Source organism: Pseudomonas sp. Sample_22 (assembly GCF_004307635.1).
Taxonomy (GTDB): domain Bacteria; phylum Pseudomonadota; class Gammaproteobacteria; order Pseudomonadales; family Pseudomonadaceae; genus Aquipseudomonas.
On the sequence record NZ_RCNY01000031.1, the window covers coordinates 18,390 to 40,599 of the forward strand.

Below are 22,210 nucleotides of genomic sequence, written 5' to 3' on the forward strand. Positions count from 1 at the left end.
CAAAACAAAAAAATCTCAGAGAGCCACACCCTGCTCATCCATCTTGCGCCGCAAGCTCAACGGACGCATGTCAGTCCAGGTCTCCTCGATGTAAGCCAGGCACTCCTTTTTCAACCCGCTCTTGCCCACGGTACGCCAGCCTTGCGGCACAGCTTTGTAGTCGGGCCAGATCGAGTATTGCTCTTCGTGGTTGACCACGACCTGAAAGAGGATGTCCTCGCGGTCGAATACTGAAGTCATGCTGTTTCTCCGTCAGTGTAGGGTGGGCCGCACGCTGCGTGCAGCCGCGATGTAGAAGGAACGTTCCGGCCCCCGGAAAATTTAAAGACCGGCAGTTGCAGCGGCCAATGCCCGGCCGAAAATCTCGGCGACACGGTCGATTTCTGCGGCGGTAATCACCAGCGGCGGCAGGAAACGCACCACCGCGCCATGCCGGCCACCCAGTTCCAGGATCAAGCCACGCTTGAGGCATTCGCGCTGCACCAGCGGCGCCAAACGCGCAAAGGCAGGCGGATGCCCCAACGCGTCCAGCGCCCCCGTCGGGTCGACCAGTTCGACGCCAAGCATCAAGCCACGACCGCGAATGTCACCCAGTTGCGGGAAGTCGCGCTGCAGGATGCGCAAGTGTTCGCTCAAGCGCTCGCCCATGGCGGTGGCGTGTTCGCACACTTTGTGTTCAACCAGGTAACGCATCACCGCAGAACCGGCAGCCATGGCCATCTGATTGCCACGGAACGTCCCGGCATGGGCGCCCGGCAACCAGGTGTCGAGCCAGTCTCGATACACCACCACCGCCAACGGCAGACTGCCGCCGATGGCCTTGGACATCACCACCACGTCCGGAATGATCCCCGCATGCTCGAAGGCGAACATCTTGCCGGTGCGGGCGAAACCGCTCTGAATCTCGTCGACGATCAACGCGACGCCAGCCTTTTCGGTAATCCGGCGCAACCCACGCAACCAGTCCAGATCGGCCGGGATCACCCCGCCCTCGCCCTGCACAACTTCAACGATCACCGCCGCCGGCAATAGCACTCCGGCTTCCGGATCGTTCAACAGGTTTTCCAGATAACTCAAGTTGGCCTTGACCCCTTGCGCGCCGCCCAAACCAAAGGGGCAACGGTAATCGTAAGGGTACGGCATGAACTGCACGCCATTGCCGAGCAAAGCGCCCAGCGGCTTTTTCGGCCCCAGACTGCCCATCAGGCTCAACGCGCCCTGGCTCATGCCGTGGTAACCGCCCTGGAACGACAAAACGGTGCTGCGACCGGTGGCGGTGCGCACCAGTTTCAGCGCCGCTTCTACGGCATCGGTGCCGGTGGGACCGCAGAACTGGATTTTCGCTTGCGCGGCCAGTGCTGGCGGCAACAAGCCGAACAGGTCCTGTACGAACCGGTCCTTGACCGGCGTCGTCAGGTCAAGCGTATGCAGAGGCAACTCGTCAGTCAGCACTTGCTGGATGGCTTCGATCACCACCGGATGGTTATGCCCCAACGCAAGGGTACCGGCGCCCGCCAGGCAGTCGATGAACGTGCGACCTTCGACGTCTTCGACATGAATGCCCTTGGCGCGCTTGAGGGCCAGTGGAATGCGTCGCGGGTAGCTGCGGGCGTTGGATTCCTGTTGGCTCTGACGGGCCAGTAACGGCGATTCGGCGAACTGATAAAGCGACTCGGTCGGGGCGACCCGGGCCGGCTGATCTTCGATAAGACTGGTAGCGACTGACATCTCTCGACCCCTCAATAAGGTTTTCCTGTTGTGGAAACGCATCAGGGGCTCAAGGATTTAGACCTTCGACAAGGCTTTGTGCATAGGGATGACGGGGAGACCCGCCACTGTCAGGGGTTCGGCCTGCGGCTGGTAGCCCAGGCGCCGATAAAAGGCTTCGCCGGTTCGCGTGCTGTTCAGTCGCGACTGACGCAGCCCCTGATTGATCAGCCAGCCCTCAAGATCGCGCACCAACGCTTGGCCGACCCCGCGACGAAACCACTCCGGCATTACATAGCAGAACGCAACCTGCCCCTGATTCGACGCCATCGCCACCCCCACCGGTTTGTCGTGCAGCAGGGCGAGGTTGAGGTACAGGTGTTGATCCGAGAGCCAAAGCTGGATGTTTTCGTGGGTTTGATTTTGCGTCCAGGTCGCAACGACTTGCGGCTGATTACGATGGTCGAGGGCGCAACCGACCCGAATGGAGCGCTCGATGATGCGGTTGATAATACCGGCATCGGCCGGAGTCGCCTTGCAGGTATGTATGGGTTCGTCCATGGCGCCGTTACCTCAATCCATTGAGTGTCACGGAACGATAGTTGTACGAGAGCCGGACGACCAATGCAGAGAAGTTACATTTGATGTAGCGCCCGCGGGAGCGGCGGTGCGACGATTCGACTTGCCCGCGATGGCGTCCTGGCAGGCGATATTGATGCTGAATCTGCCGGCCTCATCGCTGGCAAGCCAGCTCCCACAGGTACTGTGTCGTGCCAGGTTGATGCGGCCAACACAAGACCTGTGGTGTTTGGTCAGACCGGTTGCAACGGCATGCTCAATTCAACCCGCAACCCATCCGGGCGGCTGTCGAAATGCAACGTACAACCACAGCGCTGGACGATGGCCTGGACAATTGCCAGGCCGAGACCGCAACCGGTGCTTTGACCGTTGCGCCAGAATCGCTGGGTCAGGTGTTGCACGTCATCCTCGGCAATGCCCGGCCCATGATCGCGGACCACGAACTGCACACGGTTGCCGCTGGTTTGCAGGCTGAGCTCAACCTCACCTTCGCCGGGCGTATGGCGCAAGGCGTTGTCCAGCAAGTTGCGCAGCGCGGCAATCGACAGCACCGCAGGCATTTGTACCGGCGCCTGGGAAACCCTGGCGGGCAATTGCAATTTAATGCGCTGGCGATCACCGCCGGCGGCGTCCTGAATCGCCAGTTTTGCTACCTGCTCGGCGCTGCATTGCACACCGTCGTCAAACGACAAACTGCCCTCGACCCGGGCCAGCAACAACAATTGTTCAAGCGTGCGGTGCAGCCGGTCGGCGCCCTCCTCGGCCCGGGCCAGGGACTGATCCCGAGCCGCGCCATCGGTCATGCGCGCCACCTGCAGATGGGTCTTGATCGCGGTCAGCGGGCTGCGCAATTCATGGGCCGCGTCACCGGTCAGCCGGCGCTCGCGCTCGATGGTCTTGCCGATGCGCTGGAACAGCTGGTTCTGCGTATCGAGCAGTGGTTGCAGTTCGCTGGGTAACGGCTGAACCTGCAAAGGTTCCAGGGAGTCGGCGCTGCGACGCATCAAGGCATCGCGCATGCGATTGAGCGGCGCCAGTCCCTGGCCGATCCCCAGCCACAACAGGCACAGGCAACCCAGCAGCGCCACACCCACCGGCACCGAAGCGGCCAGCAGGATCGACATGTTCAACGCTTCCCGTTCAATTTGCCGATCCGCGGTGGTGATCCGCAGATCGCCTCGCGCGAGGGTAAAACTGCGCCACGGCGCGCCGTCGATCATCTGATCGTGGAAGCCCATTTTCTCGGCTTCCAGGGTCTGGCCAGGGTCCGTGTGACTGCGGGCGAGGATTTCCCCCCGCAGCGAGCTGACCTGGCACGCCATGCCACCGGGAATGCTCAGCTGTTCGGCACTGAAATGCGTGCCCTCGCCCTTGCTCGGCAATGGCGGCAATTGCTCCATCAGCCCGGCGACCATCCGCGCCGAAGCCACCAGGCGCTGGTCGAGGGAGAACATCATCTGGTTGCGCAAGTCGCTGAGCATCCAGGCCGCGGCCAGCGCCCAGATCAGCGCAAACGCGGCGCCGAGCGTCAGGCTCAGGCGCAAACGCAAACTCATCACTTCGATTGATCTCCCCCGTCGGCCGGCCCCAGGCGATAGCCCAGACCGCGCACTGTTTCAACGATGCCTTTACCCAGTTTGCTGCGCAGGTGATGGATATGCACGTTGAGGGCGTTGCTTTCCAGTTCGTCGTTGAAGCCGTAGACGCTGTCCTTGAGTTGCTCGGTGGACAACACCCGGCCACGGTTATGCAGCAGGGCCTGCAACAGCGACTGTTCGCGGCGCGAGAGGTCCACCGGCCGACCGGCGAGCGTGGTTTCGCGGCTGCTCGGGTCGTAGGTCAGGGCGCCGTGTTCGATCAGATTGACACTACGCCCTGCCACCCGCCGCAACAGCGTATGCAGGCGCGCGGCCAGTTCGCGCAGGTCGAAAGGCTTGAGCAAATAGTCGTCGGCGCCGGCCTGCAGACCGTCGACGCGGTCAATGACCGAGTCCCTGGCCGTGAGGATCAACACCGGTAACTCCAGACCGTTGTGGCGCAATTGCTGAAGTAACTTCAGGCCGTCTTCATCGGGCAAACCGAGATCGAGCACCATCACGTCGAACTCCGCCACCTTGAGCATCGCCCGGGCTGCAGACGCGGTGGCCACGTGCTCAACGGTCAGGCCTTGGGCGGTCAGGCCGGCGACGATGCCGCTGGCGATCAACTCATCGTCTTCGCAAACCAGTACGTGCATAAGAGCCTCGTGTAAATAAAGCGGATTAGGCCGGCGACCGATTAAGCGGACATTATGCCGCAAGTGCCATTGCCACAAGGCTGCCAAGGTTAATCATCGGTTAATCGTCGCCACCCATTGTGCTGCTCACTTGCAAAAGATAAGGCTTTTCCATGCGCCATCTGTTCCTACTAGTCGCCCTGTTGTTCTCCGGCCTGACCCAGGCCGGCACTGATCCGTTTGCAACCAAGCCAGAGTTTCTGCCGGTCGACAAAGCGTTTGTCTTTACCTCGCAGCGCCTTGAGTCCGGCGAAACCCAATTGTTCTGGCAGATCGCCGACGGCTATTACCTGTATCAGAAGCGGCTGAAGTTCGACGGTTTACCGATCGGGCAGCAACCTGCATTACCGCAGGGCGAAGCGCACAGCGACGAGTTTTTCGGTGAACAGCAAGTCTATCGCCAGGGTCTGGAGTTGAAGATTCCTGCCGGTGCCACCGGCCAGGTCAAGGTCGGGTTCCAGGGCTGTGCCGACGCAGGTTTGTGTTATCCGCCACAAACCCAGGTCGTGGACCTGGGTAACAGCGACGCCGCCGTTGCAACTGACGAAGCGCCGGACCAGGCATTGGCCAGCGGCCTGCAAAAGCAGGCATTGGGTTGGAGCTTGCTGGTGTTTTTCGGCCTCGGACTGTTGCTGGCGTTTACCCCCTGCTCGCTGCCGATGTTGCCGATTCTGGCGGGTTTGATCGTCGGCAGCGGCGCCTCGACCAAGCGCGGTTTTGCCCTCGCAGGCAGTTATGTGGTGAGCATGGCATTGGTCTACGCAGCGATGGGCGTGCTGGCGGCGCTGTTGGGGGCGAATCTGCAGGCACTGTTGCAAAATCCTTGGCTACTGGGCAGCTTCGCGGCGATTTTCGTACTGTTGGCGTTACCGATGTTCGGCTTCTTCGAACTGCAATTGCCGGTGGCGGTTCGTGATCGGCTGGAAAATGTCTCGCGCAATCAGCGCGGCGGCAGCCTGGTCGGCGCCGGTGTGCTGGGAGCTTTGTCTGGCCTGTTGGTGGGGCCGTGCATGACCGCGCCGCTGGCCGGCGCCCTGCTCTACATCGCGCAAAGTGGCAACGCGTTGCACGGCGGGCTGATCCTGTTTGCCCTGGGCATTGGCATTGGCATGCCGCTGCTGTTGCTGGTGACGGTCGGCAATCGCTTCATGCCCAAGCCTGGCGCCTGGATGAACCTGGTCAAAGGCATTTTCGGTTTCCTGTTCCTCGCCACTGCGCTGCTGATGCTGCGTCCGGTGCTGGATGAGTCCCTGTGGATCGGTTTGTGTGGCGCGTTGCTGGTGATTGCGGCCTACAGCGCCTGGAAGCAATCGGACGGCTTCGGTCGCGTGGCGCATCTGTTCGGTGCTACTTCGTTGTTGCTGGGCATGTGGGGAGGCTTGTTGATGATCGGCGCAGCAGGCGGCAGCGATGATTTGTTCAAACCATTGCAGGTTTTCCGCGCTTCGAACTCGGCCGTTGCGGCTGTCCCGGTCGGTCACGACGCCTTCACTACCGTCAAGGACCCGCAAGCCCTGCAACGGGAACTCGACGCGGCGCAAGCGCAGGGCCAATGGGTACTGCTCGATTACTACGCCGACTGGTGCGTGGCGTGCAAGGTCATGGAAAAACAAGTGTTCGGTAAAACCAGCGTGCTTGAAGCCTTGAGCGATGTGCGCTTGCTCCGGCTGGACGTCACCGCCGACAATGCCGCCAGCCGTGAACTGCTCGGTCGCTACAAAGTACCGGGGCCGCCGAGCCTGTTGTGGATCGGTGCCGACGGCGTTGAGCGTCGCAGCCAACGCATCACCGGCGAGGTCGATGCCGACACGTTCCTGAAACGCTGGACCACCACCCGAGACGCTCGCTAATGCTGACCTTCACCCTCGGCACCTTTGCAATCGCGCTGAACCACCTGCTGCTGATCAGTGCCTTGGCACTGGCGACCTTTGTCGGTTGGCGAGTGGCCAAACGTGGGGGCGAGAACCCAGAGTCGGCGCTGTTCAGTCTGTTCCTGATCGGCATGCTCGCGGCGCGGGTCGGTTTCGTCGCCGTTTACTGGAACCACTATCGCAGTGATCCCTGGCAGATCATCGACCTGCGCGACGGCGGTTTCCTCGCTTGGCCGGGGGTGATCGCGCTGGTGCTTGCCACCCTGTACCGAGGCTGGCGTCGACCGGGTTTGCGCCGCCCTTTGGGCTTTGGTGTCGCCAGCGGCCTGGCGTTCTGGCTATTGGCGACCTTCTCCCTGGCGATCTACGAGCAAGGCACGCGCTTGCCGGAAATCGCCTTGCGTAATGCCGCCGGTGAAACGGTGCAACTGGCCGACTACAAGGGCGGCCCGCTGGTGATCAATCTGTGGGCCACCTGGTGTCCGCCATGCCGCCGGGAAATGCCGGTGCTGGAGAATGCTCAACAGCAACGCCCGGACCTGACGTTCCTGTTCGTCAATCAGGCCGAAAGCATGCAAAGCGTCGCAACGTTCCTGGAAACCCAAGGCCTCAGTCTGTCCAATGTATTGTTCGACGGCAGTGGTCGCCTGGGTCAGGCCGTCGGCTCAATGGCATTGCCAACTACGCTGTTCTACAGCCCCGACGGTCGCTTGCTGGGCAGCCATCTGGGTGAATTGTCGCAGGCCAGCCTGGCCCGCGCCCTGGAAAACTTCGATTCCGTACCTGCCACCTCTTCAAGGAAACTGCCATGCCCCGCCTCCGCCATCTGCTGACCCTGAGCCTCGGTGCCGCCCTGCTGCACTTGCCATGGGTGCAGGCCGAAGAGTTGCCCGAGGCGATCAAAAAGATCGAAGCCAAAGGCGCGAAGATCGTCGGCCAGTTCGATGCCCCTGATGGCTTGCGCGGGTACGCCGCGCAATACCAGAACCGAGGCATGGCGCTGTACCTGACGCCGGACGGCAAACACGTGCTGCTGGGCAATCTGTATGACGCCCAAGGCAATGACCTGAGCAGCGCACCGTTGCAGAAACTGGTGTACGCGCCAATGGCCAAGGAAGTCTGGGGCAAGATGGAAGCGAGCAACTGGATTGCCGATGGCAGCAAGGATGCGCCGCGTATCGTCTACATGTTCAGTGACCCGAACTGCCCTTACTGCAGCATGTTCTGGGAACAGGCGCGGCCATGGGTCAAGGCCGGCAAAGTGCAGCTGCGTCACATCATGGTCGGCATCATCCGCGAAGACAGCCCCGGTAAATCCGCCGCCCTGCTCGCCGCCAAGGACCCGCAAAAAGCGTTGCAAGACCACGAATCCGCCGGCAAGGCCAGTACGCTTAAAGCCCTGAAGGAAGTGCCACCGGCAATTGCGGCGAAACTGGCGGCCAACATGCAGTTGATGGAAGACCTGGAGCTGCAAGCCACTCCGGCCATTTTCTACATGGACAGCAAGGGTGAACTGCAACAGCAGCAAGGTGCGCCGTCGCCGGACAAACTGGCGAAGATTCTCGGGCCTAAATAGTGTTCTGATTTTGATCGTTCCCACGCTCCGCGCGGGAATGCAGCTCGGGACGCTTCGCGCCCTTCCAGAGCCGGACGCAGAGCGTCCGAAGAGGCATTCCCACGCAGAGCGTGGGAACGATCTCAAACGCAGAGCGTGGGAACGATCTCAAACCAACTAATTTCTTTGAGCCAAAAACTCGAGCAACGCCTCAGTGACAAACTGCGGATTCTCCAGATTGGAAATATGCCCCGCCTCCGGCACCAGCACACAGGGACAACCGATCAGCTCGGCCATTTCCTGCGCTTCGCTTGGTGGACGCGGCTTGTCCTGATCGCCACACAATACAAGCGTACTCGCCGCGTCCAGTTCGCCCAGACGCGGCAACAGATCATCACGCGCGAACGTAATCCGGCCCATCGGTACGATGCTTTCACGCAGACGTTGCGCTGGCAATGCGGCGAGTTTGGCGCGGAACGCCTGATACAACGCCGACTGCGGATCGATGCCCGGACGGAAGAAAATCGGTACTACGATGTCCAGCAACTGCGGTGCAATCACGCCGCTTTGTTCGATCATGTCGAACAACGAAAAATAGTACTGGCGGGTCGGTTCCGGCTCGACACCGACATAGGTGTCCATCAACACCAGGCCATTGAGCCGCTGCGGTGCCGACAACGCCAGGCGTACGCCCCACATGCCGCCGACCGACAGGCCGATCAGGGTCACACGAGCGATATTCAGATGATCCAGCAGCGCCAAGGCCTGGCGCGCCACATCGTCCAGCGATGCAGTGCCAGCAGGCAGCGCCCCCGATTCACCGTGGCCCCACAGGTCCAGCGCGATGACTCGATACTGTTGTGATAGCGCCGCGATCTGCGGTGCCCACATGGTCTGGTCCCACAGATAACTGCCGGCCAGCAGGACTGCCGGGCCAGAGCCTTGATCGATGTAGTGGAGGGGTTGGCCGTCAATGGTTACGAAAGGCATCGTGTCTGCGCCAGTAAAAATGGAACAGCAAGACTGCGCGGCTGGCAGGTTGCAGTCAATCGCACCAATGTATGTATTCCTGCTGACGCCATCGCTGGCAAGCCAGCTCCCACAGGGTTCTGAGTCGAACATGGATTTTGTGCACGACATCAATCACTGTGGGAGCTGGCTTGCCAGCGATGGCGTCAGCCCAGGCACTAAAGAATCAAAGCCCCTCCAGCTGCGCCATCAGATCATTCAGCCGATCCACCTTGTCCTCGGTGATCTCACTGGCCGCCAGCCCGTCGATGTAACCGGCCAGTTCTTCCACCGTGCTGCATTCGAACATCGCCCGCAACGGTACATCCCTTTGCAGGGTTTTCTGCACCCGCGAGGCGATCTGGGTGGCCAGCAGCGAATGCCCGCCCAACTCGAAGAAATTGTCGCGCACACCGACCTTCTCCACCTTCAATACCTCGGCCCAGATAGCGGCCAGGGTCTGCTCAAGCTCATTGCGCGGCGCCTGGTAATCCTGGCTTTGCAACTGACCGATTTCCAGCACCGGCAGCGCCTTGCGGTCCAGTTTGCCGTTGGCGTTGAGCGGCATTTTGTCCAGCCACAGCCAGTGCAGCGGCACCATGTATTCCGGCAGTTCGGCGCGCAGGCGCTGCTTGATGCGCTCCAGGCATTCAGCTCGATTGAGCGTTGAATCGGCAGGCACCAGATAGCCGACCAGATGCTTGCCGTTCACACCTTCCTGCACACCGACCGCCGCGTCGCGCACTTGCGGCTGTTCATGCAGGCGTGCTTCGATTTCACCCAACTCGATGCGGTAACCGCGAATTTTCACCTGGTGATCGATGCGCCCGACGTATTCCAGCACGCCGTCGCTGCGACGCCGAGCCAGGTCGCCGGTGCGATATAAACGCTCGCCCGGTGCGCCAAACGGGTTGGGCACGAACACCTGCGCGGTGCGCAACGAATCGCTGACGTAACCGCGTCCGACGCCGATGCCAGCGACGCACAACTCGCCCACCGCGCCCAGCGGTACCAGTTCCAGTGCGCCGTCGAGCAGGTACAAGCGGTTGTTGTCGGTCGGCGTACCGATCGGCAAATAGCTGCCGCGGGTGGAGGCCGTGTCGACGCGGAAAAACGCCACGTCATCCGAGCACTCCGCCGGGCCGTAGGCATTCACCAGGCCGATGGCCGGGTAACGCTGCAACCATTGATGCGCCAGTTCAGGCGGCATCGCCTCACCGGTCGGCAGCATCCAGCGCAAGCCATCGAGGCTCATCCGCTCCTGGGCGAGCATGCCCTGGATCAGCGATGGCACGCTTTCCAGAACAGTGATGCCCTGGGCCTGCACGTGGGCCAGCAAGCCTTGCGGATCGTGGGCGATGCTGTTCGGCACGATGTCCACCCGAGCACCGAACAACGGCGCAGCGAGAAACTGCCAGACTGAAATGTCGAAGCTTTGCGAAGCCGTCTGCGCGATCACGTCGGACTCGCTCAGGTCCAGATACGGCACCTTGCTCAACTGGTTGTTGAGCATGCCGCGCTGTTCGACCATCACCCCCTTGGGCAAACCGGTGGAACCGGAGGTGTAGATCACGTAGGCCAGGTTGTCCGGGGCGCTGTAGATACCCGGATTGCCCAACGCAACATCGCTCGCCTGCACCTGTTCCCAGACCAGCAATCGAGGCCGATTGGCACAGCTGAATTCTTCCAGCAGCCCAAGCGCTTGCTCGCGACAGGCCTGCGTGCACACCAGCAATGGCGTACGGCTCAGATCGATGATGCGGCTCAGGCGCTGGCTCGGCAGCCCCGGGTCCAGCGGCAGATAACCCGCCCCGGCCTTGAAGCTACCGATGATCATGCCCAGCAGATCGAGGTTGCGCTCGGCCAGCAAGGCCACCGGTTGATCCAGCCCGACACCGGACGCTATCAGCGCATGACCGAGCCGGTTGGCGCGCTGATTCAACTCGGCGTAACTGTGCTGCTCATTCAGGCAACTGGCGGCGATCCGCTGCGGATGCGCGGCCACTTGCGCTTCGAACAAAGCGACATAGCTTTGCTCCAGCGGGTAATGGTGCTCGCTCTGGTTGCAGGCGTGGATCAGAAACGCCTGCTCCTCGGCTCCCAGCAACGGCAGATCGGCCATGTCACCGTGGAAGCCTTCGACCAACGCCAGCAACAATCGCTTGAACTCACCGAGCATGCGCTCGACGGTGTTTTCATCGAAGTAGCGCTGGTCATAGGACAGGTGCAAGCCCAGGTCGTCACCCGGATAGCACACCGCCGTGAGCGGGAAGTTGGTGTGGGTGCGACCCGAATCGGAAGTGGCGTTGAGGCTCTGCGCACGGTCCAGCACCGAGGTTTCCACCGGAGCGTTTTCGAACACGAACAGGCTGTCGAACAGCGGCTGGCCCTTGGGCAATTCGCTTTGTTCCTGGATATTCACCAACGGCAGGTATTCGTACTCGCGCAGTTGCATGTTGCTGTCGAGCAAGTCGCTGAGCCATTGGCGCACGCTGCAACGCCGATCGTCCTGAGGCATTTTTACCCGCAGCGCGATGCTGTTGATGAACAGGCCGACAGTGCGTTGCATCTCTGGCATCTGCACCGGTCGCCCGGCCACCGTGACACCGAACAACACGTCACGATCACCGCTCAAGCGCCGCAGCACCAAAGCCCACGCTGCCTGGGCAAACGTGTTGATGGTCAGTTGATGGGCCTGCGCCAGTTCACGCAATCGTGCACCGTCACGGGCGTCGAGTTTTGTGTAGCGGTCGCCGACGAGCATGCCGCCGCTGTCGCCGGCATGCTCGCGCAAAAACGGCCGGTCGCTCGGGATCGGCGTCGTGCGTTCAAAGCCTTGCAGGTTGGTTTTCCACCACTGCCGCGCTTCGGCCAGGCTCTGGCGTTGCAGCCAGCCGATGTAATCGCGGTAACGCGGCGGCACCGCCAGTTGCGCATCCCGGCCCTCGCCGAAGGCACTGTAGATTTCGAAGAAATCGTTCATCAACAGCGAGCGGCACCAGGCATCGATGAGGATGTGATGGTTGCTCATCATGAACCAGTAGCGCGCCGCCCCTACACGAATCAGGCGCAAGTGGAACGGTGCCTGGTTGAGCAGATCGAAGCCGGCCTCACGCTCGGTCTTGAGCAATGTCTGCAGCTTCGGTTCCTGCTCGGCCTCAGAGATAGCGCTCCAGTCGAGGTATTCGATCGGCGTAGTGCCCGGTTTGTGGATAACCTGCAACATGTCTTCGCCGACGTTCCAGCAGAACGACGCGCGCAAGGCTTCGTGACGAGCGATGACCGCTTGCCAGGCCTGGGTGAAACGCTGCGGATCAAGTTCGCTGTTGATGCGATAGCGATCCTGCATGTAGTACAGGCCGGTACCCGGTTCCAGCAAGGTGTGCAGCAGCATGCCTTCCTGCATCGGGGTCAGTGGGTAGACATCCTCGATCACCGCCGCCGGAACCGGTAGCGCATCCAGTTGCGTCTGGTTGAGCCGGGCCAGCGGGAAGTCCGACGGCGTCAGGCCGCCGACGTCATCACGCAGGCAATGCTCGATCAGGCTTCGCAATTCGCCAAGGTAGGCGTCCGCCAGATCGCCGATGGTCTGTGGATCGTGGCGATCGGCGCTGAAGGTCCAGCGCAATACCAGTTCCCCACCGTAGACCTGACCGTCGACGCTCAACTCGTTTGGCAACGGTGCATTGGCATCGTGGGCCGCGCCGATGGTTTCATCCAGTGGATGGAACAGCGCATCGACACCAAAGCTCTGGTCGAACTGCCCCAGGTAGTTGAAGGTGACCGGCGCCACTGGCAACGCGGCCATGCTGCGGCGACTCTGGTCGTCGGCGAGATATCGCAGCACGCCATAACCCAGGCCTTTGTGCGGCACGGCGCGCAGTTGCTCCTTGATCGCCTTGATCGAAGCGCCCTGCCCTGCAGCCTCTTCAATGTTCAACGGGGTCAGGCGCAGCGGATAAGCGCTGGTGAACCAGCCGACAGTGCGAGTCAGGTCAATCTCGTCGAACAGCGTTTCGCGGCCATGGCCTTCCAGTTGAATCAACGCCGAGGCGTGACCGCTCCAACGGCACAGCACACGGGCCAATGCGGTCAGCAGCAGGTCGTTGACCTGGGTGCGATAAGCGCTCGGCGCCTGTTGCAGCAGTTGCCGGGTGCGTTCGCTGTCGAGGCGCACGCTGACGGTTTGCGCGTGACGATTTTGCCGACCACCCTCGGGACGATCACACGGCAAATCGGCGCTCGGCCCCGCCAGTTGCGCCTGCCACCAGCCCAGCTCTTCGCGCAGGGATTCGCTGCCGGCATAGGCCTGCAAGCGTGCGGCCCAGTCCTTGAACGCACTGGTTTTGGCCGGCAGTTTCAGCGACTGCTGCGCGTCGAGTTGGCGGTAAACGGTTTGCAGATCGTCGAGCAGCACACGCCAGGAAACACCATCGACCACCAAGTGGTGAATCGCGATGAACAGCCGTTGCTGGCCCTCGGGACCATCGACCAGCAGCACGCGCATCAGCGGTCCTTCTTCGAGGTCGAGGCTGCGCTGGGCGTCGGCGAACAGCGCGGCGCATTTGTCCATGGAGGCAACGCGCACCTGCCACAGCACCGGCGTATCGGCCATCGCCTGATGTTCAGCATGCCACTGGCCAGCCACCTTGCTGAAGCGCAGGCGCAGGGCATCGTGTTGCTCGATCACTGCCAGCAACGCCTGCTCCAGGCGATGGGGTTCCAGCGGTGCGGTCGGTTGCAGCAGCAACGCCTGGTTCCAGTGTTGGCGCTGTGGAATATCGGTGTCGAAGAACCAGTGCTGGATCGGCGTCAGGCGCGACTCGCCGCTGAGCAAGCCTTGTTCGGCGGTGACCTGCTCGGTGCGGGTCGCCACGGCGGCGAGGGTCTGCACAGTCTGATGCTGGAACAGATCACGCGGGCTGAAATGAATGCCCTGCTGCCGCGCGCGGCTGACCACCTGGATCGACAGGATCGAGTCGCCGCCCAGTTCGAAGAAGTTGTCGTTGAGGCCGACCTGTTCGACGTTCAGCACTTCACACCAGATCTGCGCCAGCGTGACTTCCAGTTCGTTGCCCGGCGCCACGTACTGCTGACGGTTCAGCTCCGGGTCCGGCGCCGGCAGCGCACGGCGGTCAAGTTTGCCGTTGGCGGTCAGCGGCATGCTGGCCAGCAGAATCAGGTGCGTGGGCACCATGTAATCCGGCAGTTGCGACTTGAGATGCGCCTTGAGCGCTTCGCGCAGTTCGGCCTGTTGCGCTTCGCCAAGCTCTGCGACTTCGCTCACCAGATAGCCGACCAGTTGCTTGCCACTCGGTGCATCCAGCGCCAACACCACGGCTTCACGGACCGACGGATGTTCCAGCAGGCGGGTTTCGATTTCACCCAGTTCGATGCGGAAACCACGAATTTTTACCTGATGGTCAATCCGTCCCAGGTACTCCACCAAACCATCCGCGCGCTGGCGCACCAGATCGCCGGTGCGATAAATGCGCCCGCCGTTGTCGGCGAACGGGTCAGCCACAAAGCGTTCAGCGGTCATGCCCGGGCGCTGGTGATAACCCTGGGCCAGGCCCGCGCCACCAACGTACAACTCACCAGTCGCGCCTTGCGGCACCAATGCCAGATCGGCGTCGAGGATGTACGCCACGCGATCACCGATGACGCTGCCGATCGGCACGCTGCCCAGACCTTCTTCCAACACCTGCGGGGCCAGACTGGCCAGCGGCATGACCACGGTTTCCGTCGGGCCGTAGGCATTGAAGAACGCGCTCGGTTTGAACGCTGCGCGAATGCGCGCCAGGTGCTCACCGGTCAGGGCTTCACCGCCAGTGATGATCATGCGCACCGGCAGCGTCTCGTTGCGGGTCGCCAGCCACTGCGCCAACTGGCTGCCGTAGCTCGGGGTGAAACCGAGGACATTGATGCGATGGGTGCGGATCAACGCGCAGATTTCTTCGGCATCCCATTGGCCCTGCGCCCGCAGAACCACTTGCGCGCCACTCAACAACGGCACCAGCAAACGCTCGGTCGCAGCGTCGAAGTTGATCGAATAGAAATGCAGTTCACAATCGTCGGGGCGCATGGCAAAGCGCTCGATCACTGCACGACAGTGCATGGCGATTTCACCGTGGGACACCACCACGCCTTTCGGTTTGCCGGTGGAGCCCGAGGTGTAGATCAGGTACGCCTGATGTTGCGCCAGGCTGATAAACGGCAACTCGGTAACGGGATAATCAGCCAGGCTTGCCGCATCTTCTTCCACGCACCAGCGGCCGACCGTCGACGGCAATTCGCCCAAGGCTTTGAACATTGCCGCATCGCTCAAGAGCAGGCCGACGCCGCTGTCTTCGATCATGTAATGCAATCGATCGAGCGGGTATTCCGGGTCCAGCGGCACATAGGCGCCACCGGCCTTGAGGATCGCCAGCAGGCCGACGACCATCTCCAGCGAACGCGCCAATGCCAGGCCCACGCGCACCTGCGGCCCGACGCCGCGCTCGCGCAGCATCCACGCCAGGCGATTGGATCGGCTGTCGAGTTCGGCATAGCTCAAGGTTTGCCCGGCGAAGGTCAGTGCCGGGGCATTGCGGCGGGCACACGCCTGCGCGCTGAACAGCTGATGGATGCACTGGTCTAGACGATGTTCGCCCGGTTCGACGCCAAGGCTATCGAGCAGCCTGGTTTGTTCCGCCGCCTCCAGCAGCGGCAGTTCACTGAGGCGCTGTTGCGGATCGGCAATCAACGCTTCGAGCAGGTTGCGCCAATGCCCGGCCATGCGCGCAATCCGCGGTTCGTCGAACAAATCAGTGCTGTAGGTCAGGCAGCAACCCAGGCGATGGTCGAGGTCAGTGACTTCCAGGTTGAGGTCGAACTTGGTCGCCCGGGCGTCGTTGGCCAGGTACTCGACGGTCATGCCGGCCAGGCGACGACTCTGCTGGAATTCCCAGCGCTGCACGTTGCACATCACTTGGAACAGGGGGTTATAGGCGGCGCTTCGCGGCGGTTGCAAGGCTTCCACCAGATGATCGAACGGCAAGTCCTGATGGGACTGGCCTTCGATGACCGTGTGGCGAACCTGCTCGAACAACTCGCCCACGGACATCTGCCCGTCGAGCTGGCAACGCAGCACCTGGGTGTTGAGGAACGCGCCAATCAGTCCTTCGCTTTCCGGACGAATCCGGTTGGCCACCGGCGCGCCGATGCGCAAATCGGTCTGGCCGCTGTAGCGGTACAACAGCGTGGCCAGGGCGGCAGTCATGGTCATGAACAGGGTCAGACCGTTTTGCGCATTGAAGGCGCGGACCCGGGCCGCGAGGTCGTCGCTCAGGTCGAAACGGTACAACTCACCTTGATGGCTTTGCACCGGTGGACGCGGACGGTCGGCGGGCAATTCCAGCAGCGGATGTTCACGACCCAGTTGCGCGGTCCAGTAATCGAGCTGGCGCTGACGTTCACCGGACTCCAGCCACTGCCGCTGCCACACGCTGTAGTCGAGGTATTGCACCGGCAACGGCGCCAGCGGCGATTCGTGGTCATCGACGAACGCTTCGTAAAGCGCGCTCAATTCGCGGGCAAAAATGTCCATCGCCCAACCTTCGGTGACGATGTGGTGCAAGGTCAGTACGAAGTAGTGCTCCTGCTCGGCAGTCTTGACCAGGCAGGCGCGCAGCAGCGGTCCGCTTTCCAGATCGAACGGCTTGTGCGCTTGCGCATCGGCCAGTTGCTGGACTTGCCACTCGCGCGCCTCGGCCTCCAGCGCAGTGAAATCCTTGCAGTCCATGCGCACGCCCGTCTCGACATGCACCTGCTGATGCGGCACGCCATCGACGCTCGGGAATGTCGTGCGCAAGGTTTCGTGGCGCAGGATCAGCGCTTGCAAGGCCGCTTCGAAGCGCCCGACATCCAGCACCCCGCGCAGCCTTGCCATGCCGCCGACGTTGTAGGCCGGACTGTCCGGCTCCATCTGCCAGAGGAACCACATGCGCTGCTGGGAATAGGACAGCGGCACCGGTTGGCTGCGGTCGACTGTCTCGATGGGTGGCTGTTTGTTGGTGCTGCCACTGGCCTGGATCAGGCGCACCTGCTCGGCAAATGCGCCCAGTTCGCTGTTCTCGAACAGCGCACGCAACGGCAACTCGATGTCGCAGGCCTGACGGGTGCGGGCAATGATTTGCGTGGCCAGCAGCGAGTGGCCGCCGAGGGCGAAGAAGTCGTCGCGCAGGCCGACTTGCGCCAGACCCAGCACTTCGCGCCAGATGCCGGCGAGCTGTTGCTCCAGTTCAGTCACGGGTTCGACGTGTTCGCGAACCTGCCACTGCGGTTCCGGCAGAGCGCGTCGGTCGAGTTTGCCGCTCGGGCCGAGGGGCATTTCAGTCAGGCGCATCAGTTGCGCTGGAACCATGTATTCGGGCAGCTCAGCCGCCAAGGCATTTTTCAGGCGGGCGGTTTGCGCATCGATGGCTTCGGTGGGATCCGTCGTGGTGTAGTAAGCGATCAGTTGTCCGCCGGCCGAAGTTTCGCGCACCAACACGACAGTTTGAGCCACGCCATCCTGGGCAAGCAGTCGCGCTTCGATTTCTTGCGGTTCGACGCGGAAGCCGCGCAACTTGAGCTGCTGATCGAGGCGACCGAGGTATTCGATCACGCCGTCGCCAGTCCAGCGTGCACGATCACCGGTGCGATACAGACGGGCGCCCTGCTCGCCCAATGGATCGACGACAAAGCGCTCAGCGGTCAAGCCAGGACGGCCCAGATAGCCTCGCGCCAAACCAATGCCACTGATGCACAACTCACCCGGCACGCCGGCCGGAACAGGGTTGAGTTCGCTGTCGAGTACGCGGCAAATCACGTTGGCCAATGGCCGGCCAATCGGCGAGCGTTCGTCATCGGCGCTGGAGCACTGCCAATGGGTGACGTTGATCGCGGTTTCGGTCGGACCGTAGCGGTTGTGCAACTGTACGGCTGGCAGTTGCGCCAGCACGCGGTTGCGCAGCTCCGCTGGCAAGGCTTCGCCGCCGGAGAATACGCGTCGCAGGCAGGTACATTGCGCGCTGAGCGGTTCATCGATGAACAGTGAAAGCAGCGGCGGCACGAAGTGCAGCGTGGTCACGCCGTACGTCTGCACAAGCTGCGCGATACGGTGCGGGTCGCGGTGTTCGCCAGGGCTGGCTATCAGCAGGCGCGCGCCGCTGATCAGCGGCCAGAAGCACTCCCACACCGACACGTCGAAACTGATCGGCGCCTTTTGCATCAGCACGTCGCTGTCGTTCAGGCGATAGGTGTTCTGCATCCATTGCAGGCGTTCGGCGAGCGCCGCGTGGGTGTTGCCGACACCTTTGGGCTGGCCAGTGGAGCCAGAGGTGTAAATCACGTACGCGAGGTTGTCGCCGTGCAGGTGCAAACCCGGCGCGTGGCTCGGCCAGCGCTCCAGATGCAGGGCATCCATGGCGATCACGCTGACGCCGTCAGGCGCCGGCAAGTGCTCCAACAATTGAGTCTGCGTCAGCAGCAATTGCACGCCGCTGTCGCCGAGCATGTAGGCCAGGCGTTCGGCGGGGTAATCCGGGTCCAGCGGCACATAGGCGCCGCCAGCCTTGATGATCGCCAGCAGGCCGATCAGAAGTTGCGGCGAACGCTCGCAGGCGATGGCCACGCAGACATCCGGCCCCACGCCTTTGTCACGCAGGTAATGGGCCAGGCGATTGGCCTGGGTGTGCAGTTCAGCGAAGTCCATTTGACCGCCGTCCCACAGCAGCGCGGTGCGTTCCGGAGTCTGGCGTGCCTGTTCGTTGAGCAGTTCCGGCAGCCATTGGCTGGCGGGCGTGCACGGTGCAACGGACCAGTCGGCCTGCTGCTCGTGTTCCGTAACGGTCAGCAGTTGCAGGTCGCCGATGGCGGTTTGCGGTTGAGCACAGATGGCGCGCAACAGGTGATTGAAATGCTCGGACAGCCGTTCGATGGTCGTCCCGTCGAACAGCTCGCTGGCGTAATCGAACGACAGGCTCAAGCGGCCGTTACGATCTTCCTCACTGTGCAATTGCAGATCGAACTTGGCTTGGCGGCTATGCCACGGCAACTCTTCAGCGAGCAACCCCGGGAGGCGCTTCAAGGCGCTGAGGTCGCGCTGCTGGTGGTTGAACATGACCTGGAACAAGCCTTGTTCACGGGCCTGCGGGAAGGCTTCGAGCAGTTGTTCGAACGGCAAGTCCTGATGCGCTTGCGCACCCATTGCCGCGTGCCGGGTTTGCGCCAGCAGTTCGGTGAAGGGCATCCGCGAATCCAGTTCGGCGCGCAGTACCTGGGTGTTGATGAAGAAACCGATCAGGCCCTGGGTTTCCAGGCGCGGGCGGTTGGCGTTCGGTACGCCGATGCGGATATCACGCTGGCCGCTGTAGCGATGCAACAGGCTTTGCAGCGCGGCCAGCAACAGCATGAAGGTGGTCGATTCATGGGCCTGCGCGGTCTGGCGAATCGCGTCGCTCAGGGCGACGTCCAAACGCACGGTGTGGCGGGTGGCGCTGTGCAGTTGTTGGGCCGAGCGCGGATGGTCGGTGGCCAGGTTCAGGGTGGGATGTTCATCGCCCAACTGCTCTTTCCAGTAGGCCAATTGACGCTCGCCCTCGCCTTGCGCCAGCCATTGCCGCTGCCAGTTGCCGAAGTCGGCGTATTGGGCTGGCAACGGCGCGAGCGTTGCTTGCTGCCCCTGACAGGCCGCTGCGTACAACCGTGCGAACTCGTCGATCAACACGTTCAGCGACCAACCGTCGGCGATGATGTGATGCATCGTCAGCAACAGCTGATGATCTTCGTCGTCAAGGCGCACCAGCGTCACCCAGAACAATGGACCTTTCTCCAGATCGAACTGAGTCCGCGCTTCGTCTTCGCGGATTTGCTGCGCACGGGTTTCACGTTCGGCCAGGGGCAGATCGCTGATGTCGATCAGTTGCAGATTGAACTCACCGGCCGCAATGACTTGTTGCAGTGCCACGCCGTCGCGCTCGAAGAAGCGTGTACGCAGGGATTCATGGCGTTCGATCAACTGCTGGAAACTGGCGCACAAGGCGTCTTGATTCAACTCGCCACGCAGGCGCAGGGCGCCGGGAATGTTGTAGGCGCAGCTCACGGGGTCGAGTTGCCAGGTGATCCACAGACGGTTTTGCGCCAGGGATTGCGGCATCGGTTGATGGCGCGACAGCACAGTGATTGTGCTTTGGGCAAGGCCACCGTCCTGTTGCTGGCGAGCCAGCGCAGCGGCAAATGCGCCGAGGGTCGGTGCTTCGAACAGCTGGCGCAGGTTCAACTCCAGCCCCAGTTCCTCGCGCAGACGCGCCACCACCTGAGTGGCCGCAATGGAGTTGCCACCGAGCAGGAAGAAGTGATCGTCGGCGCTCACTTGCTCGACCTGTAATTGTTCGCACCAGATCCGGCCTATCAGGCTTTGCAGCTCAGAGCCCGATTCGGGATTGCCTGCGCTTTCGGTCGTGGCTGACGGGAACACGGCATAGCTGTCGAGGCTGCCATCCGCCAGGCGATTGCGGCACGCCGAGCGCTGCAATTTGCCGCTGGAAGTCTTGGGCAGTGCGCCCGGATTGAGCAGCACTACCACGCTGGGTGCTTGCTGACAGGCCTCGGCAACAGCCTGGCGAATCGCTTTGATCAGCGCTTCGGGCGGGAGGATTTTTTGCACGCTGCGACTGATTTCCGCGGCGATGCCGATGCCTTCCTGTCCGTCCACACTGACGGCGAACGCAGCAACGCGCCCTTTGCGTACGACCCCCACTTCACGCTCGACGGTCTGTTCGATGTCCTGCGGATAAAGATTGTGACCGCGCACGATCAGCATGTCTTTCAGGCGGCCGGTGATGAACAGCTCACCGCCGCGCATGAAACCCAGGTCACCGGTGCGCAGCCAGGTGCGACCGGCGTGCTGGACGAACGTCTTGGCCGAGGCTTCGGGGTTGCGCCAGTATCCGTGGGCGATACTCGGGCCGGCGGCCCAGACTTCGCCGACGGCATTGTCGGCCAGTTCAGTGTGCGACGCTGGATCGACAATCAACACCGCGTGATCCGGCTGAGCGATGCCGCAGCTCATGATCGCACTGCCCTCGCCCGGCTCGGCGCGGTTCTGCGTCAGGGCCTGATCGTCCACGCGCAGGTTGCCGATGCCATGGCCGCGCGGCGTACCGGCGACGAACAGCGTGGCTTCAGCCAGACCATAAGAAGCCATGAAGTTGTCCGCCGTGAAACCGCAGCCGGCAAACTTTTCGGCAAAGTGCTCCAGAGTGTCGAGGCGGATCGGTTCGGAACCGGAATACGCCACGCGCCAACGGCTCAGGTCGAGGCGCTCCAGCGCCGAATCACTGACTCGCTCGCTGCACAGGCGATAGGCAAAGTCCGGCCCGCCGCTGATGGTGCCGCCATATTCACTGATCGCTTCGAGCCAGCGTAGCGGCCGGCCGAGGAAGTACGCCGGCGACATCAGCACGCATTCTACGCCGCTGAAAATCGGTTGCAGCAGGCCGCCGATCAACCCCATGTCGTGGTACAGCGGCAGCCAGCTGACGATCACGTCATCGGGGTTGAGGTCGATCCCGAAACCGTGGCGGATCAGCAACTCATTGGCTACCAGATTGCCGTGGCTGACTTGCACGCCTTTGGGCAGCGCGGTGGAGCCGGAGGTGTATTGCAGGAATGCGATGTGAGCGTCTTGCAGACCCGGTGCCTGCCAACGCTCGGCCATGGCGCTGTCAAGGGTATCGACACACAGCAACGGCGGCGCGCCTTCGATTTGCAGCAACGCATCACACAGGTCGGCACTGGTCAGCAACAGGCGCGGCTCGGCGTCGCTGATGATCGACAGCAAACGCTCCTGATGATGACGCTTGGCAGACTCTGGCGGATAAGCCGGCACTGCAATCACGCCGGCATACAGGCAACCGAAAAACGCCGCGACGTAATCCGGGCCACTGGGAAACAGCAACACCGCACGGTCGCCAAAATCCGCCTCGGCCTGTAACGCACCGGCAATGATTCGCGCCCGTTGATCCAGCTCGCGATAACTGAGCACCACAGCCTGATCCCGGGTTTCGGCGAGAAAACGCAAGGCCACACGGTCCGGCGTCAGGGCCGCGCGGCGCTGAAGGGCGTGGGCCAGTGTGCTGGGGAGTTCGAACGCGTCGGTCATGAGCTTTCCTGCCTGAATTCGGCTTGCAA

At 62.2% G+C, this 22,210-nt stretch carries 10 protein-coding genes; 3 read left to right on the forward strand and 7 right to left on the reverse strand.

The annotated features are described in order from the left end of the window. Positions 1 to 15: 15 nt before the first annotated feature. The 5 genes from D8U73_RS07160 to D8U73_RS07180 form a co-directional block, all read right to left on the reverse strand. Positions 16 to 240 (reverse strand): MbtH family protein, encoded by a 225-nt coding sequence (locus tag D8U73_RS07160; protein WP_056856334.1) that lies wholly within the window; start codon positions 238 to 240, stop codon positions 16 to 18. Positions 241 to 321: 81 nt separating this feature from the next. Further along, positions 322 to 1,728, reverse strand: coding sequence for an aspartate aminotransferase family protein (locus D8U73_RS07165; RefSeq protein ID WP_130904066.1), 1,407 nt, complete (start codon positions 1,726 to 1,728; stop codon positions 322 to 324). A 57-nt stretch (positions 1,729 to 1,785) separates the two neighbouring features. Next, on the reverse strand, positions 1,786 to 2,268 hold the full coding sequence (locus tag D8U73_RS07170) for a GNAT family N-acetyltransferase (protein ID WP_130904067.1): 483 nt from the start codon (positions 2,266 to 2,268) through the stop codon (positions 1,786 to 1,788). A gap of 251 nt (positions 2,269 to 2,519) precedes the next feature. Continuing rightward, positions 2,520 to 3,845, reverse strand: a complete 1,326-nt coding sequence (locus D8U73_RS07175) for an ATP-binding protein (protein ID WP_056856337.1) — start codon at positions 3,843 to 3,845, stop codon at positions 2,520 to 2,522. Then, positions 3,842 to 4,522 carry a response regulator gene (locus D8U73_RS07180; protein WP_056856338.1) on the reverse strand — a complete coding sequence of 227 codons (681 nt, stop codon included), beginning with the start codon at positions 4,520 to 4,522 and terminating at the stop codon, positions 3,842 to 3,844. The genes D8U73_RS07175 and D8U73_RS07180 overlap by 4 nt, the downstream gene beginning before the upstream one ends. A gap of 152 nt (positions 4,523 to 4,674) precedes the next feature. Between D8U73_RS07180 and dsbD the strand changes: the two genes are divergently transcribed. The 3 genes from dsbD to dsbG are packed head-to-tail and all read left to right on the forward strand — an operon-like array spanning position 4,675 to position 8,008. Next, the gene (gene dsbD, locus D8U73_RS07185; RefSeq protein WP_130904068.1) at positions 4,675 to 6,411 is read left to right on the forward strand and encodes a protein-disulfide reductase DsbD; all 1,737 of its coding nucleotides are present in this window, start codon (positions 4,675 to 4,677) and stop codon (positions 6,409 to 6,411) included. Beyond that, positions 6,411 to 7,265 (forward strand): TlpA disulfide reductase family protein, encoded by an 855-nt coding sequence (locus D8U73_RS07190; RefSeq protein ID WP_056856340.1) that lies wholly within the window; start codon positions 6,411 to 6,413, stop codon positions 7,263 to 7,265. Before dsbD ends, D8U73_RS07190 begins: the two co-directional genes overlap by 1 nt. Continuing rightward, positions 7,241 to 8,008, forward strand: a complete 768-nt coding sequence (dsbG, locus tag D8U73_RS07195) for a thiol:disulfide interchange protein DsbG (protein WP_130904069.1) — start codon at positions 7,241 to 7,243, stop codon at positions 8,006 to 8,008. Before D8U73_RS07190 ends, dsbG begins: the two co-directional genes overlap by 25 nt. Before the next feature lie 156 nt (positions 8,009 to 8,164). Here the strand turns inward: dsbG and D8U73_RS07200 are convergent, their stop codons facing one another. Then, positions 8,165 to 8,977, reverse strand: coding sequence for an alpha/beta fold hydrolase (locus D8U73_RS07200; protein WP_130904070.1), 813 nt, complete (start codon positions 8,975 to 8,977; stop codon positions 8,165 to 8,167). Between the two features lie 205 nt (positions 8,978 to 9,182). Further along, entirely contained in the window at positions 9,183 to 22,181 is a 12,999-nt protein-coding gene (locus D8U73_RS07205) for a non-ribosomal peptide synthetase (protein WP_130904071.1), read from the reverse strand. Between the last annotated feature and the right edge of the window lie 29 nt (positions 22,182 to 22,210).

Excerpts from the sequence above, each read along its gene's own strand:
- D8U73_RS07190 (WP_056856340.1), top strand. The coding sequence starts at position 6,411 with ATGCTGACCTTCACCCTCGGCACCTTTGCAATCGCGCTGAACCACCTG.
- D8U73_RS07205 (WP_130904071.1), bottom strand. The coding sequence starts at position 22,181 with ATGACCGACGCGTTCGAACTCCCCAGCACACTGGCCCACGCCCTTCAG.
- D8U73_RS07170 (WP_130904067.1), bottom strand. The coding sequence starts at position 2,268 with ATGGACGAACCCATACATACCTGCAAGGCGACTCCGGCCGATGCCGGT.
- D8U73_RS07160 (WP_056856334.1), bottom strand. The coding sequence starts at position 240 with ATGACTTCAGTATTCGACCGCGAGGACATCCTCTTTCAGGTCGTGGTC.
- D8U73_RS07200 (WP_130904070.1), bottom strand. The coding sequence starts at position 8,977 with ATGCCTTTCGTAACCATTGACGGCCAACCCCTCCACTACATCGATCAA.
- D8U73_RS07165 (WP_130904066.1), bottom strand. The coding sequence starts at position 1,728 with ATGTCAGTCGCTACCAGTCTTATCGAAGATCAGCCGGCCCGGGTCGCC.
- D8U73_RS07180 (WP_056856338.1), bottom strand. The coding sequence starts at position 4,522 with ATGCACGTACTGGTTTGCGAAGACGATGAGTTGATCGCCAGCGGCATC.
- dsbD (WP_130904068.1), top strand. The coding sequence starts at position 4,675 with ATGCGCCATCTGTTCCTACTAGTCGCCCTGTTGTTCTCCGGCCTGACC.
- dsbG (WP_130904069.1), top strand. The coding sequence starts at position 7,241 with ATGCCCCGCCTCCGCCATCTGCTGACCCTGAGCCTCGGTGCCGCCCTG.